Annotated in this window: 16 protein-coding genes; 8 read left to right on the forward strand and 8 right to left on the reverse strand. The window is 33.7% G+C overall.

The annotated features are described in order from the left end of the window. Positions 1–65: 65 nt before the first annotated feature. Positions 66–1,310, reverse strand: a complete 1,245-nt coding sequence (locus ABJ955_RS11455; RefSeq protein WP_347374760.1) for an HD domain-containing protein — start codon at positions 1,308–1,310, stop codon at positions 66–68. Positions 1,311–1,422: 112 nt separating this feature from the next. Here ABJ955_RS11455 and ABJ955_RS11460 point away from each other — a divergent pair, with 112 nt between their 5' ends. The 4 genes from ABJ955_RS11460 to ABJ955_RS11475 all read left to right on the forward strand — a co-directional run bounded on the left by ABJ955_RS11460 (position 1,423) and on the right by ABJ955_RS11475 (position 5,271). Continuing rightward, positions 1,423–2,973 (forward strand): response regulator, encoded by a 1,551-nt coding sequence (locus ABJ955_RS11460; RefSeq protein WP_347374761.1) that lies wholly within the window; start codon positions 1,423–1,425, stop codon positions 2,971–2,973. Positions 2,974–3,068: 95 nt separating this feature from the next. Then, on the forward strand, positions 3,069–3,476 hold the full coding sequence (gene tsaE, locus ABJ955_RS11465) for a tRNA (adenosine(37)-N6)-threonylcarbamoyltransferase complex ATPase subunit type 1 TsaE (protein ID WP_347374762.1): 408 nt from the start codon (positions 3,069–3,071) through the stop codon (positions 3,474–3,476). Between the two features lie 149 nt (positions 3,477–3,625). Then, positions 3,626–4,825, forward strand: coding sequence for an alanine dehydrogenase (locus ABJ955_RS11470; protein WP_347374763.1), 1,200 nt, complete (start codon positions 3,626–3,628; stop codon positions 4,823–4,825). Positions 4,826–4,893: 68 nt separating this feature from the next. Next, positions 4,894–5,271: a hypothetical protein gene (locus ABJ955_RS11475; RefSeq protein ID WP_347374764.1), complete on the forward strand. Its 378-nt coding sequence runs from the start codon at positions 4,894–4,896 to the stop codon at positions 5,269–5,271. Between the two features lie 13 nt (positions 5,272–5,284). On the opposite strand, the gene ABJ955_RS11480 is transcribed toward ABJ955_RS11475, so the two are convergent. Next, complete coding sequence (locus ABJ955_RS11480; protein ID WP_347374765.1) at positions 5,285–6,457, reverse strand: proline dehydrogenase family protein; 1,173 nt, start codon at positions 6,455–6,457, stop codon at positions 5,285–5,287. A 70-nt stretch (positions 6,458–6,527) separates the two neighbouring features. Here ABJ955_RS11480 and aroB point away from each other — a divergent pair, with 70 nt between their 5' ends. Both aroB and ABJ955_RS11490 read left to right on the forward strand, forming a co-directional pair. Beyond that, on the forward strand, positions 6,528–7,598 hold the full coding sequence (aroB, locus tag ABJ955_RS11485; RefSeq protein WP_347374766.1) for a 3-dehydroquinate synthase: 1,071 nt from the start codon (positions 6,528–6,530) through the stop codon (positions 7,596–7,598). A gap of 78 nt (positions 7,599–7,676) precedes the next feature. Then, positions 7,677–7,970 (forward strand): hypothetical protein, encoded by a 294-nt coding sequence (locus ABJ955_RS11490; RefSeq protein WP_347374767.1) that lies wholly within the window; start codon positions 7,677–7,679, stop codon positions 7,968–7,970. 80 nt (positions 7,971–8,050) lie between these two features. Here ABJ955_RS11490 and ABJ955_RS11495 read toward each other — a convergent pair whose 3' ends face one another. The 4 genes from ABJ955_RS11495 to ABJ955_RS11510 all read right to left on the reverse strand — a co-directional run bounded on the left by ABJ955_RS11495 (position 8,051) and on the right by ABJ955_RS11510 (position 11,033). Further along, positions 8,051–8,599, reverse strand: coding sequence for a type 1 glutamine amidotransferase domain-containing protein (locus ABJ955_RS11495; RefSeq protein ID WP_347374768.1), 549 nt, complete (start codon positions 8,597–8,599; stop codon positions 8,051–8,053). A 173-nt stretch (positions 8,600–8,772) separates the two neighbouring features. Next, positions 8,773–9,288, reverse strand: a complete 516-nt coding sequence (locus tag ABJ955_RS11500) for a DinB family protein (protein ID WP_347374769.1) — start codon at positions 9,286–9,288, stop codon at positions 8,773–8,775. Between the two features lie 68 nt (positions 9,289–9,356). After that, the gene (locus tag ABJ955_RS11505; RefSeq protein WP_347374770.1) at positions 9,357–9,836 is read right to left on the reverse strand and encodes a winged helix-turn-helix transcriptional regulator; all 480 of its coding nucleotides are present in this window, start codon (positions 9,834–9,836) and stop codon (positions 9,357–9,359) included. Positions 9,837–9,881: 45 nt separating this feature from the next. Beyond that, the gene (locus ABJ955_RS11510; protein WP_347374771.1) at positions 9,882–11,033 is read right to left on the reverse strand and encodes a M14 family zinc carboxypeptidase; all 1,152 of its coding nucleotides are present in this window, start codon (positions 11,031–11,033) and stop codon (positions 9,882–9,884) included. 321 nt (positions 11,034–11,354) lie between these two features. Between ABJ955_RS11510 and ABJ955_RS11515 the strand changes: the two genes are divergently transcribed. Further along, positions 11,355–11,744, forward strand: a complete 390-nt coding sequence (locus tag ABJ955_RS11515; RefSeq protein ID WP_347374772.1) for a helix-turn-helix transcriptional regulator — start codon at positions 11,355–11,357, stop codon at positions 11,742–11,744. A 42-nt stretch (positions 11,745–11,786) separates the two neighbouring features. Continuing rightward, entirely contained in the window at positions 11,787–12,161 is a 375-nt protein-coding gene (locus tag ABJ955_RS11520; RefSeq protein ID WP_347374773.1) for a DNA topoisomerase IV, read from the forward strand. A 14-nt stretch (positions 12,162–12,175) separates the two neighbouring features. Here ABJ955_RS11520 and cmk read toward each other — a convergent pair whose 3' ends face one another. Together cmk and porQ are read right to left on the reverse strand one after the other, a co-directional pair. Continuing rightward, a complete protein-coding gene (gene cmk / locus ABJ955_RS11525) occupies positions 12,176–12,877 on the reverse strand; it encodes a (d)CMP kinase (RefSeq protein ID WP_347374774.1) in 702 nt (233 codons plus the stop codon). Continuing rightward, positions 12,877–13,896, reverse strand: a complete 1,020-nt coding sequence (porQ, locus tag ABJ955_RS11530; protein ID WP_347374775.1) for a type IX secretion system protein PorQ — start codon at positions 13,894–13,896, stop codon at positions 12,877–12,879. Before porQ ends, cmk begins: the two co-directional genes overlap by 1 nt. Positions 13,897–14,050 lie beyond the last annotated feature (154 nt).

Raw genomic sequence — 14,050 nt, forward strand, 5'->3', positions numbered from 1 at the left:
TATTTTTTATGTGAATTAAATTTTGTTGGTTGGTTTTCATTCATGCAAAAATAGAAAAAAAGGATTTAGCGTTGATAGCTATCTATATTGTTTTTTGGATAGCACATATAGTATTTTACAACAGATTTAGAAAGCGCCTCCAAATTTAACTGGTCGCTGGCCTTCGCAACGTCAACTGTTTTACCGTTTTTCTTAAGTAGGTTTATGGTGTCTTTTTCCATGCTATAAGCTTGGTTCTCCATTTTTCCTGTAAAAACAAAATAGGAAGCTTCTTCTTCAGAAAGCTTAAAAACGTCACTTATTTTATTTCTTTTAACGGCTACTTTTTGAAGTGAAAAGGGTTGCGATTTTACTTTAATTTTTAATAAATCACGATTAAGAAGCATTTTAGAAAGGTTCTTAAGCACAAAATCACTGCTGCTTACCCACATTTTCATCGCAGAAATTATATCGTAATCATCGAGTTTTGAAAAAGTATTTAGTACTTCATCCGAAAAATCATCAAAACTTATATTGTTTTTTAGAAAAAAACGCAAGCCTTCACTTGCTGGAAGCTCCACTCCTTCAGCAGTTAATTGCTTGGCACGTTTTAGCAGGCGTACTAAAAGTTGCTCTGCGACTATACCCGTTTTATGAAGGTATACTTGCCAGTACATTAATCTGCGGGCAATTAAAAAATTTTCAACCGAATAAATACCTTTTTCTTCAACCACCAACGCATCATCTTTTACATTTAGCATCGCTATTAATCGTTGCGCATTTACCGTGCCTTCTGAAACTCCAGTATAAAAACTATCTCGTTTTAAGTAATCCAAACGATCCATGTCTAACTGGCCTGAAACCAATTGATGTAAAAACTTTCGGGAGTACTGGTCTTTAAATATGTGTATGGCAAGCGTTAAACCGTTGTTAAACTTTCGGTTCAACGACTCCATAAATAGCAGAGAAATTTGTTCATGACTTACATTTTCAACAATGCTATTTTCCATAGCATGCGAGAAAGGACCATGACCAATATCATGAAGAAATATAGCAGCATACAAGGCTTCCTCTTCTTCTGTAGAAATGGTTACGCCCTTAGATTTAAGTACTTGCACCGCTTTTTGCATTAAAAACATGGCGCCTAGCGCATGATGAAAACGCGTGTGGTGCGCACCTGGATAAACAATATAAGAGAACCCCATTTGCGAAATTCTACGGAGCCTTTGGAAATATTTATGCTCCATTAAATCGAATATCAGTTTTGTAGGTATGGTAATAAAACCATAGATCGGGTCGTTTATAATTTTAAGCTTTGGAAGGGATTTCAAACTTTAACTTTTAATTAATAGCTTCAAAAATTTTTTGAAATAATTCAGGTTTATTTTTGAAGAAAATTCTTCGTAAAAGCGCAGAATTATTTACACACACAAATATACATATATGAGCGACATAAAAGTACTATGGGTTGATGATGAAATAGATTTGCTTAAACCACATATTCTATTCCTTGAGAATAAAAACTATAAAGTAACTACAGCACAGAGCGGTACAGAAGCTTTGGAAGAAATAAAAAAAGAAACTTTCGATATTGTTTTTCTAGACGAAAATATGCCTGGCCTCACCGGGCTTGAAACATTGGCTGAGATTAAAGAACAACAAGCTTCCTTGCCTGTGGTAATGATTACTAAAAGTGAAGAAGAATATATAATGGAAGAAGCTATTGGTTCTAAAATTGCCGATTACCTTATAAAACCAGTTAACCCAAACCAAATTTTATTGAGTTTAAAGAAAAACTTAGACCACAACAGGTTGGTTTCTGAAAAAACAACTTCAAATTATCAGCAGGAATTCCGCAAAATTGCGATGGACCTATCAATGGTGAATAGTTTTGAGGAATGGAAAGACCTATATCAAAAGTTGGTATATTGGGAGTTAGAGCTTGAAAACATTGAAGATTCAGGGATGTTTGAGATTTTAGAATCTCAAAAAACAGAAGCTAATAGTCAGTTTTGCAAATTTATAGATAAAAACTACCCTAGATGGTTTGAAAATCAAGATGAAGCTCCAACCATGTCTCATACCTTATTTAGAGATAAAGTACAGCCAGAGTTGCAACAAGGCAAACCTACGCTATTGGTCGTAGTTGATAATTTAAGATTTGATCAATGGAAAGCTTTTGAGCCTACAATTGCTACTATTTACAAAAAAACTACCGAAGATCTTTTCTGTAGTATTCTCCCAACAGCTACCCAGTATTCCCGTAATGCTATTTTTTCTGGACTTATGCCTAGTGAAATGGAAAAATTACACCCTGACCTTTGGTTAAACGATACCGAAGAAGGCGGAAAAAACATGAAGGAAGAGGCGTTTTTTTCTGCCCAACTTAAAAGACTTGGACTAAAACTAAATTGGAGCTACCACAAAATTTCAAGCTTAAAACAAGGTAAAAAACTAGTTGAAAACTTTAAAAGTCATAAAGATGAAGACTTAACTGTTGTAGTATACAACTTTGTTGATATGCTTTCACACTCCAAAACCGAAATGGAAGTAATAAAAGAGCTTGCTTCAAATGATAAATCATACCGTTCTTTAACACAAAGTTGGTTTAAAAACTCTCCTTTATTAGAAATCATCCAACAAGCAGCTCGCCTAGGCTTTAAGTTAATTATTACCACAGACCACGGTACCATTAACGTAAAAAACCCTTCAAAAGTAATAGGCGATAAAAACACCAGCCTTAACCTACGTTACAAAACAGGAAAAAGCCTTACCTATGAAGATAAAGAAGTTTTGGCAGCAAAAGACCCGAAATCAATCTACCTACCTACTATAAATATGAGTAGTTCGTTTATTTTTGCCAAAGGGGATTATTTCTTTGCATACCCAAACAATTACAACCATTATGTAAGTTATTATCGAAATACCTACCAACACGGTGGCGTTTCCTTAGAAGAAATGATTATTCCGTTTTCTGTTTTAACACCGAGGTAACACGTTTACATTGCTTTAAATTGAAGCCAAACAATTGTTTTGTAAACCATGGATTTGACAAATAATTTTTTTTATATTCGTTTTGATTTAAAAAAATGAACTTTACCTATACCCAATCTGAAATTACTGAAATTGCTGAGAAAATTATAACCCTCTCAGCATCTAAAACTTTCTTGCTATATGGTGAAATGGGGGTTGGTAAAACAACACTTATTAAAGAGATCGTCCAACTTCTTGGCGTTAAGAGTGTTTCTGGCAGCCCCTCCTTTTCAATTATTAATGAATATGAAGCTACCGATGGTGTTGTTTATCACTTTGATTTCTATAGAATTGATAGTGTAGAAGAAGCGTTTGATATTGGTGTTGAAGATTACTTTTATAGTGGAAATTACATTTTTATTGAATGGCCTAAAAAAATTGAAGCTATTTTACCAGAAAATGCAACCAATATATATATAACAAAAAACGCTAACGGCAGTAGAACACTAAGACTAGTTGTATAACATAGATTATCTGGGACTTCTTAAAACCCATTGCACATTCAATATTCAGGATTTACAACTAAATGAGAGACCAATCAAATGACCGTTTTTGATCGTTTTTTAAAAATGAAATATAAAATTATTACGTAACTTGAGGTCAAGTTTTTAATATGTCTAAGCCAAAATCACCTTTTACAAGAGAACAATTACTTCCCCAGGAAGAAATGCTTGAAATAGCCAAACAAAAAGGGGAATTACATATTGGTATTCCTAAAGAAGCTTATTTTCAAGAAAAAAGAATCTGCCTTACGCCAGATGCCGTTAATGCTATTGTTAGTAATGGCCATCGGGTTTTAATTGAAAAAGGAGCTGGAAACGAAGCTGGATTTTCCGACAAAGATTACGCCGAAGCTGGCGCAGAAATGACGGAAGACACTAAGAAGGTTTTTGGCTGCCCCATGGTATTAAAAGTGGAGCCACCAACACTTGAAGAATTAGAACTTATAAAACCGAAAACGGTACTTATTTCTGCCCTTCAATTAAAAACTCGTCAAAAATCTTATTTTGACGTACTTGCAAAAAAGAAAATTACAGCCCTTGCTTTTGAATTTATTAAAGACGAAGACCATAGTTATCCTGCCGTTAAAGCTTTAAGTGAAATTGCGGGCACGGCCTCTGTATTAATTGCTGCAGAATTAATGGTTAACGCAAAAAAAGGAAATGGGTTACTTTTCGGAAATATTAGTGGCGTCCCTCCCGTAGAAGTTGTTGTTATTGGCGCAGGAACTGTAGGCGAATTTGCCGTTAGATCCGCCTTAGGACTTGGAGCAAACGTAAAAGTATTTGATAGTTCAATAACAAAATTAAGAACCATTCAGACCAACGTAGGCCGTATATTATACACTTCAACAATACAGCCTAAAAATTTAATGAAAGCATTATTACGCTGTGATGTAGCTATTGGTGCTGTACGCGGACACAATAGGGCCCCTATTATTGTTTCGGAAGCTATGGTGCGAAATATGAAAAAAGGTGCTGTAATAATTGATGTTTGTGTAGATATGGGCGGTTGTTTTGAAACTACTGAAACAACTAGTCATGACGCTCCAACATTTATTAAACATGAAGTAATTCATTATGGAGTGCCAAATATTCCTGCGCGTTACCCCAAAACGGCCTCAATTTCAATAAGTAATATTTTTACTCCATACGTTTTAGAAATCGCAGAAAGCGGGGGGTTAGAAAATGCGATTCGTTTTGACAATGGTTTGAAAAATGGTTTGTACTTTTACCGCGGAATACTGACTAATAAAGCAGTTGCAGATTGGTTTGATATGCCTTATAGCGACCTCAATTTATTGATTTTTTAAAACGTATTGAATACGTGCTTATTAGAGTTTTTTATTGAGTCAAACCACAAATCCTTAAATCTAAATTAATGAGATTAGCATACCGGTTAGCCTACTTTTCAGGTGGTTTTTTACTTGGAATAGCATTGCTCCTATTTATCTTAAATGGCAAAAAAACATCCTGCGCATATGGCCCAGAATCTAGAACACTTAAAAACCTAAGATTAAAAGAACGTGCTTTTTCTAAGAATACCTTAAATGTGCTTCGTGAAAATAAAATGGATACTTCCGCAATTTCTATTTTGCTTAAAGATGGAGATGTGCTTTTTTCTGAAAGCAATACCGCCCTTGACTCCTGCAAACAATATGTTATTGAAGGAGAAATCTTAGAAAAAATATTAAAAATTAGAGTTGAAAATTGTGAAAACAAAGCTACAATTATTGATGCTAGTGTTTTTCAAGAATAATATTTCTAAAATATTATAATTTTCTTCGCGCTTTCTCTTTTTTCAATAGTGTAAGCTCTCTACTGGTCTGTCCCGCTACAGAAGTGTTTTCTTCTGCACGACGAATTAAATAAGGCATAACGTCTTTTACAGGTCCAAAAGGAAGGTATTTTGCTACATTATAACCTTCAGCACCAAGGTTAAAAGTAATATGATCACTCATACCGTAAAGTTGTCCAAACCAAATACGACTATCGCTCTTTGCAATCCCCTTTTCTTTCATTATATCTATAGCTAGATAGGTACTAGATTCATTGTGAGTGCCAATAAATAGTTCTATATCTTCAAGATTATCAATAATATACTTCATTACTTCATTGAAGTTATCATCCGTAGCTTTTTTACTTTCACAAATTGGAGTTTTATATCCTTTTTCTATAGCACGATCGTTTTCCTTTTCCATATACGCACCACGAACTACCTTAAAGCCAAGTTTAAAGCCTTTCGCTTTTGCTCTTTGATGCAACCCTTTTAAGTAGTCAAGCCTATCCCAACGATAACATTGCAATGTATTAAAAACAATAGGGCGCACTTTATTATACTTTTCCATCATTTTCTCACAAAGATCATCTGCGGCATCTTGTATCCATGATTCTTCACCATCTATAAGCAGACTAATTTTACTGTCGTGAGCAATTTTAGAAATTGCATCGTAACGCTTCTCAATTCTTTCCCATTGCGCTTTTTCATTTGCTGTTAAAGGCTGTTTTTCAGTTACTTTTTGCCAAATAGAGAACCTACCAAGACCTGAAGGCTTAAACACCGAAAAAGGCATCGCTTCTTTATTCTGTGCAAATTCTGTAAGCTCCCCTACTTTATTAGCTGTTGCATCAAATTGAACCTCCGCTTCTTTCCCTTCCACAGAATAATCTAAAACAGCAGATACACCAACATCAAAAAGACTATCAACAGTGCTCATACAGTCTCTTTCATTTATGCCGCCGCAAAAATGGTCAAAAACTGTAGCGCGAATAAGCCCTTCTACAGGTAGGTTTATGTTTAATGCAAACTTTGTTGCCGCAGCCCCTATTTTTACTAATGGTTCTTTAGAAATCATTTTAAATAGAAAGTATGCGCGTTCTAGCTCAGAATTACTTTTCAATTGAAAAGCAGTTTCTGTATTATCGAAAAGTGAATTTGAGGTCATAAAAAAAAATAATGTGTGCAAATATAGTTAGATTTGAACTTTGAATAATGAAGAATAATTGCCAAAATTGATGGAAGAAAAGAATAATTTTAAAGGAGGGGTCTATAAAGATGAAATTGCATGGAAAACACTATTAAAACATGTTGAAAACCTTACGCCTTCCAAGGTTTTTATAATCTCCGACACCAACACCTCAAAACACTGTATTCCATACCTTTACAGCAAGTTTTCCTTTCAGATTACTCCAGAGGTTATTACAATCCCAGCGGGTGAAAGCTACAAAACAATACATACCTGCTTACATGTTTGGGAAATACTTTCAGAAAAAGGCGCAGATCGAAATAGTTTAATAATTAACCTAGGTGGTGGTGTGGTTACAGATCTTGGTGGTTTTGTAGCATCAACATTTAATCGCGGCATTCCCTTTATAAACATCCCCACCTCCCTACTCGCTATGGTGGATGCTTCTGTTGGTGGAAAAAATGGGGTGGACCTTGGGCATATAAAGAATCAAATTGGTGTAATAAATCCTCCAGAAATGGTTGTTTTAGATACTTTTTTTTTAAAAACTTTACCCGCAGCGCATATTACATCTGGAATTGCAGAAATGCTTAAACACGGCATTATTCATAGTAAAGCATATTGGAATCGCGTAAAGAATATTGATTTTAACAATAAAATGGAATTTGAAACCCTAATTTGGGATTCTATCGAAATAAAAAGAGAAGTTGTTGAAAAAGATCCTCTTGAAAAAGAGCTGCGCAAAACCTTAAATTACGGTCATACACTTGGCCATGCCATAGAATCGTATTTTCTTGATAGCCCTGAAAAGAGCGATTTATTACATGGGGAAGCGGTTGCTGTGGGGATTATTTTGGCTACATATATTTCAAAAGAAATCTATAATTTCCCAGAAGAAACTTTAACTGACATCTCAAAAAATGTTTTAAAGTATTTCCCAAAGCTAGATTTCTCTCAAAAAGATATTGCTGCAATCATAAAATTAATGGTCTTCGATAAGAAAAACAGGAATGGAAAGGTGCTTTTTGTGCTATTAGAGGATATAGGAAGCCATAAAACAAACTGCATCGTGAGTAACGAATTGATATTCAGCGCCTTTAATTATTATAAAAATTTATAAAAAATTTCTTGTAAAAATTTTTAAGTCTTTTATATTTGAATAGTTTTATAACCCCAAACTAAAAAGATTGAATTATAAATGAAGCGAATCATTGTAGATTACCGAAAGTTAACACCAGAAATACTTTCCCTATTAGTAGAAAAATATCCAGATGGGTATGATGACGCCCATGTTATCACTTTTAAAAATGCTAAAAACGAAACAGTTGAAGCGGTTGAAGTGAAAACGGAAGACACTATTTTTTTAGTGAAAGTAAGTTCGCGACTTGAAATAACCATGGCAAATTTTGATGAAGACGACTATGATGATGCTGATTTTAACGAGCCAATCAGTGAGATTCCTGATAGAAAAAAAATGGATGAGGAGGAATAATCCTTCATTACATAGCTAAACAATAAAAAAGAGGCGAAAATCGCCTCTTTTATTGTTATATGCTAAACGCATTTAGTTTATTAAGCATGTTGAAGCTCATGTTTCCCCTCTTTAATCTCTTCAATTAATTTTGAATTAAATGCTGGTAAATCATCTGGATTCCTACTAGTAACAAACCCTTCGTCCACAACCACTTCTTCGTCTACCCAATTAGCACCTGCATTTATAAGGTCATCTTTAATAGAACTAAAGGAAGTCATTTTTCTATCTTTTACCACTTCCGCAGAAATTAAAACTTGTGGTCCGTGGCATATTGCTGCAACAGGTTTCTTTTGTTCAAAGAAATGTTTTACAAATTTCAATGCGTTTTCATTTCTCCTTAATTTATCTGGGTTTATAACACCTCCCGGCAAAACCAATGCATTATAATCAGATGAAGATGCATTTTCAATGGTTTTGTCTACTGCGTATTCATTACTCCAGTTGCCATCAGCCCATGCTTTTATTTTACCTTCTTTTTCACTAATAATTTCTACAATAAACCCTTCATTCTCCATCGCCTCTTTTGGTGACTTCAATTCAGATTCTTCAAAACCATCCGTTGCTAAAATTGCTATTCTCTTATTCATAATCTTTTCTTATAGTTAAACAATTAATTTTACGTGAAGATAATAAGCAACTAATTTACTAGGAATTATTTCCTATTAATGTTTTACTAATCTTTGTTAAGAAATGCTAATGATACCAGCTATTTACAGCTATCTTTAATATTGGAAGTGAAGTTTATAAGAGTCTTTACGACTTATAAGTAACGCTCTTTTATAATATTACAATGGTGTATTTCGTGACCACAAATAATAAAACCAGCAGCTCTCACAGACATTAAACTACCGTTTGCTGTCCCTGTTTGTTTTAATTCAGATTCATTGAGGTATTTAAATAATGAAAGTGATGCCGCTCTGATAGTTTTGTATTCATTTATTAAGTCTGTTATAGATTTTTTGTTAGCATGTGCATTCATAGCAAAAACATTTTCATCAAAACCTTTAAGATCTGCATTTTTAAATCTCGCAAAATACAATGCCCTATAGGCAAAAACCCTTTCAGTATCCGAAACATGCTGCAATATATCTTTCGGAGTCCATTTATCTGGCGCATATTGATACTTCCATTTTTCTTTAGGTAAAGTCTCAAAAAATGTTTGCGTCGTTTCTAAACCAACTATTAGTGCGTTAGTAAGTGAAGTCTTTTCAACTAAACCTATATAGTTTTTATAATAGGAATTATATTCAGCGGCTAATACTTCAGATCTTGTCATGTTTTTTTATTAAATATAAAAAAACCTTTGCTGTAGGGCAAAGGCTTTAATCTAAATTTTAAAGACACTTATATCTCATTAAATATGGAGTGTAGTAATCTTTTTTTATCATTAATGCTTTCTTCCATAGATATCATCGTTTCTGTTCTACTAACCCCTTCAATATCATCTATTTGATAAATTATGTCTTTTGCATGCGAAGTATCTCGTGCTCTAATCTTACAAAAGATATTAAATTTTCCCGTTGTAACATGTGCTACAGTTACAAATGGAATATGGCTTATACGCTCCAAGACAAACTGGGTTTGTGATGTTTTAAAAATAAAAACCCCTACATAAGCTATAAATGAATACCCTAATTTTTTATAATCAACTTGAAGAGAAGAACCTGTAATTATTCCAGCCTCTTCCATCTTTTTAACACGAACGTGAATTGTTCCTGCAGAGATTTCTAATTTTTTTGCAATGTCAGTAAAGGGGATTCTTGTATTGTCTATTAAAAGGTCCAGGATTTTGTGGTCCGTATCATCTAACTTAAACTTCGGCATATCAATTATATTTTTTTTGCAAAAATATGAAGTTTTATGATATTACTAAATAAAATTGTAAGAAAATATTACCGAATTCGTAGTTTTATCAATTATTTTTGAAATATCCATGCCGACTGTTAAACTTTCTTGAGGAATTGTTAATATTTCACCCCCATTTAAGTCGGCCTCTTTATGCCCAATTCTAGTATCTAGCCCCCCTATTTCATCAATAAATGGCTTAAAATCAACAGATTTATTTTGTAGGAACTCTTTAAATTGAATTGCAATCGAGACTGTTTCTTTTTGTGTAGGAATTGTTACATTTCGCAAGATAAAATCGTTGAAATTTTTAAGATTTTCAGGAATATTAAAATATGCTTTATATTCTGGCGCACTCCCTTCGCCAATAATATCAAATAATGCTACTAATGCATAAAAAATAAACTCTCTAGGCTTTTCGCGTTGATAATCCTGCTCATAATGTCCAGCCTCAAATAAAATAGTTGGCGCGCCTGCTTTTTGAAAAGTATCACCTACACAAGTATTATTAAAGCTATCATCGTACCTTCCTACTTGACCAGGAATGTATTTCTGAAGTATTGCATTCATTTTAACAATCTGCTCCATAGCAACTTTCCGTGCTGTTGTTACAGTCCGTTCTTCATCTGCTGCCGGTGATAAAAATGAAATTGTAGCGGGTTTCCCACTTTTAAAGCCAAATATAGAGCGTTGGTCATGCAGGTTTAAGCAAAGTGAAGGTTTTAATTCTTCAAATAATTTACGTAAACATTGACTCTCCAGTTGCGATAAGCTTAATGCATCGCGGTTAAGGTCAATATTATTTGCGTTTACTCGTGTGTAACATGCGGCGCCATCTGGATTGAGGATTGGAACTATATAAAAGCTATACGTATTTAAAAAATGTTCTATTTCGGTTTTAAAAACTGTATCCTGACTTATAAATTTTAAAAAATCAAAAAGAGCCTTCGTAGTGGTACTTTCATTTCCGTGCATTTGAGACCAGCCCAAGACCACTTTATCACCTTTTCCAACTTTAAGCATTGGAATGTCTTGACCCTTTTCTGAAACCCCAATCACAGAAATTTCATATTTTAAATTATACATTTCTAACAAAGGGTAAACATGCTCCATGCTTATATAACGACCCAATAAATGATGCTCAAAATTTTGTTGATACCAACTTTCTATTTTCATACTTAAATTTATTGTTTACAAAGTTAAACAATGGATAGTTTACAAATGTAAACAAGATTCATCTTTCATTTTGATTACAAGGGTAAACAAGCAGCGCTATTTTGAACCCAATAATTGTTTAAAATAAATGGCTTAAACAAAATCAACTATAAAATATTTTATTTCAGGTAATTAAGATCATCACTATAAAGTCTTAGTTTAATAAATTTGTGTAAATTTTACATTATATATTGTATATCTATTATAATATTTTACATTTGTAACCGTTGATATGATAAGAACAATGTTACAATGGTAAACAGCGAGGATTTTGTAAAACGGATGGAAAAAATACTGGATTATTACAATCTTACTGCTACAGCTTTTGCAGAAGAAGTGGATTTTAACCGCTCCACTATTTCGCATTTGTTATCGGGTAGAAATAAACCTAGTCTTGAGTTTGTAATGAAGTTACTTCAGAAATTTCCTGAGGTAGATTTAAATTGGCTTCTTTATGGAAAAGGGACCTTCCCTACTGTTTTGAATAACTTAAAAGAAATTAATACGCCATCACAAAAAAATCAGAATGACACAAAAAAAAGCTTCGATCTTTTTTCGAATGACATTACGGATACCACTAAAAACATAATCCACAATAGTGGAAATTCAAATAAAATAGAAAAAATTGTATTTTTTTATAGCGATGGGAGTTTTAATGTTTATCAAAATTGAGCCGTTTCAGTAATTTTTCAGAAATTCGCATAAAAATTGAAGATGCGCGTATTCCTCTTACTAGTAAGTTTATTTTTATTGAGCAGTTGTTACGAAACAGAACGCAATTGCACTGATTTTAGAACAGGAACCTTTGAGTTTGAAGCACTTTCTGGTACTGAAGTTTTTAAAACAACCATTACACGCTCAGATTCTATTGAAGTTGATTATTTCAATGAAAAAATTGATTCTTCTACTATTCGCTGGGTAAATGATTGTGAATATGTGTTAGAAAAGATTAATCCAAAAAATCAAGCTGAAAAGAAAGCTATTCTTATAAAAATCTTGACTACAGATAAGGATTCTTATACTTTTGAATTTAGTGAAGTTGGAAAAACTAAGACCAGTAGAGCAACGGCTCGTAGAGTTAAGCCATAATATTTTTTCTAAAACTAGTATAAAAGACGTCCTGCAATTCGGTCTTTTGCCAATTGCAATACCGTATGAAATTGATCTTCAAGATTCATTTCAGAATTGTCAATTTCAATGGCGTCTTTAGCTTTTAGTAAAGGAGAATCTGCTCTAGTAGTATCCATATAATCGCGCTCCTGAATATTTTTTAATACATCGCTGTACTGTACACTATTATCGCACTCTAGAAGTTCTTTATACCTGCGTTGTGCACGTTCTTGCGCAGAAGCATTCATAAATATTTTAAGCTCAGCATCAGGAAAAACTACGGTACCAATATCACGACCATCCATTACAACACCTTTTTCCAAACCCATTTTTTGCTGTTGCGCAACTAATTTTACACGAACTTCGTGTATGGTTGCTATGGGACTCACAAATTCTGAAACTTCTAGATTACGTATTTGACTTTCAACATCTTCTCCATTTAAAAAAATATGAGCCTTATTCCATTCCTCTTTCTTTTTAAAACTTAAATTAATGGAGTCTAGCGAATTTTTAAGTTTTTCTTCATCAAAATTGTCTTTTGAAATAATCTCATTTTGCATAGCAAACAAAGTAACAGCGCGATACATGGCGCCACTATCTACATAAACGTAACCCAAGTAGTCTGCGAGTTGTTTTGCTACAGTACTTTTGCCCGTGGAAGAATATCCGTCAATTGCAATGGTAATTTTTCTCATTATTGAAGGTCTATATTTAATCCAAAGAAGCTTGATGATGCTGCAGCGCTGTATTTTGAGTACGAATAGCTTAAACGTAATTTATTTAATTTTATACCAAATCCGGCACTCAACCCTGCAAATGTTCTCTTTTCAACAATGCGAAGCTCTTCTCCTCTTCTAAAATTGTATCCCAAACGGATATTAAAACCACTTTCTGGAAAAAGTTCAATGCCCGTAATCATATGGCGAAAAACATTATCTACAAATGAAATTTTTTCTTCTTGCGTATTACCTTCAAGATCAGTTGCTGCACGCGCTGGGTTTGCAAAAGCGATATTCCATGTTTGCATATTTTCTAAAGTAAAATGCCAACGAATAGGAATATTTTCTAAAGTCTGTGAAATTCCAAAAATCACTTCAAAAGGTAAGGGCTCATAATCTATATGATAGGGTGTAAACTGTACGCCTATGTTTCTAGCAACACCTGTAATTTGAAGGTCCCAATCTTCATAAACATACATTAATCCTATATCTAAAGCGCCACCAAAGGAAGAATATTGTTCGAGTTTTGAGGATATAAGCTTCAAATTTACCCCAACATGAAAGTTTGTAAAAGCAATATTTCTAGCATGTCCCATTGAGAGTGCTACTTCACCTCCACTAAAACTATTTGTTGGGTTTCCTGCTTCATCATAACCATCAAATTTTCCATAGTTAACATATGTAATTCCGGCGTGAAGCACTTGTGTTCTTCTATCCCACAGGTATGCATAAGTAGCTGTCCCGTAGTTAACATCGCCAATATAATTTGTGTAATTTAATGAAAGTTGATTATCCATCGCACGATTTATACTCGCTGGATTGAACAAGCCTTGTGTGGGGTCGTAATCGTAATTGGTAACCACTTTTCCTCCCAATGCAGCCATTCTTGGACTGTTTACCAAATTAAGGAATTGATAGGTTGCCTTGCCTCCTACCTGAGCTACTAAAAGCTGGGAAATTAGAAGTGATACAACTAAGAAAACCTTATGGGTCATAGACGCGAGTTACCGTAACTAAAAACTAAACGATTGCAAGTATAATTTATTTTTGCAAAGGAAAGAAACATCAGTGATTTATTTTCAAACTCAAAAGAGTTGGAATATTGCAAATTTAATATGTTTCAAATTTATAACACATAAAAAGCAAGGA

Origin of the sequence: Aequorivita sp. Q41, assembly GCF_039831855.1 — a bacterium.
Taxonomy (GTDB): Bacteria; Bacteroidota; Bacteroidia; order Flavobacteriales; family Flavobacteriaceae; genus Aequorivita.

What these genes read in the sequence shown, in the direction of transcription:
- ABJ955_RS11460 (WP_347374761.1), top strand. Translation starts at nt 1,423, where the DNA reads ATGAGCGACATAAAAGTACTATGGGTTGATGATGAAATAGATTTGCTT.
- tsaE (WP_347374762.1), top strand. Translation starts at nt 3,069, where the DNA reads ATGAACTTTACCTATACCCAATCTGAAATTACTGAAATTGCTGAGAAA.
- ABJ955_RS11470 (WP_347374763.1), top strand. Translation starts at nt 3,626, where the DNA reads ATGTCTAAGCCAAAATCACCTTTTACAAGAGAACAATTACTTCCCCAG.
- ABJ955_RS11475 (WP_347374764.1), top strand. Translation starts at nt 4,894, where the DNA reads ATGAGATTAGCATACCGGTTAGCCTACTTTTCAGGTGGTTTTTTACTT.
- ABJ955_RS11480 (WP_347374765.1), bottom strand. Translation starts at nt 6,457, where the DNA reads ATGACCTCAAATTCACTTTTCGATAATACAGAAACTGCTTTTCAATTG.
- aroB (WP_347374766.1), top strand. Translation starts at nt 6,528, where the DNA reads ATGGAAGAAAAGAATAATTTTAAAGGAGGGGTCTATAAAGATGAAATT.
- ABJ955_RS11490 (WP_347374767.1), top strand. Translation starts at nt 7,677, where the DNA reads ATGAAGCGAATCATTGTAGATTACCGAAAGTTAACACCAGAAATACTT.
- ABJ955_RS11495 (WP_347374768.1), bottom strand. Translation starts at nt 8,599, where the DNA reads ATGAATAAGAGAATAGCAATTTTAGCAACGGATGGTTTTGAAGAATCT.
- ABJ955_RS11500 (WP_347374769.1), bottom strand. Translation starts at nt 9,288, where the DNA reads ATGACAAGATCTGAAGTATTAGCCGCTGAATATAATTCCTATTATAAA.
- ABJ955_RS11505 (WP_347374770.1), bottom strand. Translation starts at nt 9,836, where the DNA reads ATGCCGAAGTTTAAGTTAGATGATACGGACCACAAAATCCTGGACCTT.
- ABJ955_RS11510 (WP_347374771.1), bottom strand. Translation starts at nt 11,033, where the DNA reads ATGAAAATAGAAAGTTGGTATCAACAAAATTTTGAGCATCATTTATTG.
- ABJ955_RS11515 (WP_347374772.1), top strand. Translation starts at nt 11,355, where the DNA reads ATGGAAAAAATACTGGATTATTACAATCTTACTGCTACAGCTTTTGCA.
- ABJ955_RS11520 (WP_347374773.1), top strand. Translation starts at nt 11,787, where the DNA reads ATGCGCGTATTCCTCTTACTAGTAAGTTTATTTTTATTGAGCAGTTGT.
- cmk (WP_347374774.1), bottom strand. Translation starts at nt 12,877, where the DNA reads ATGAGAAAAATTACCATTGCAATTGACGGATATTCTTCCACGGGCAAA.
- porQ (WP_347374775.1), bottom strand. Translation starts at nt 13,896, where the DNA reads ATGACCCATAAGGTTTTCTTAGTTGTATCACTTCTAATTTCCCAGCTT.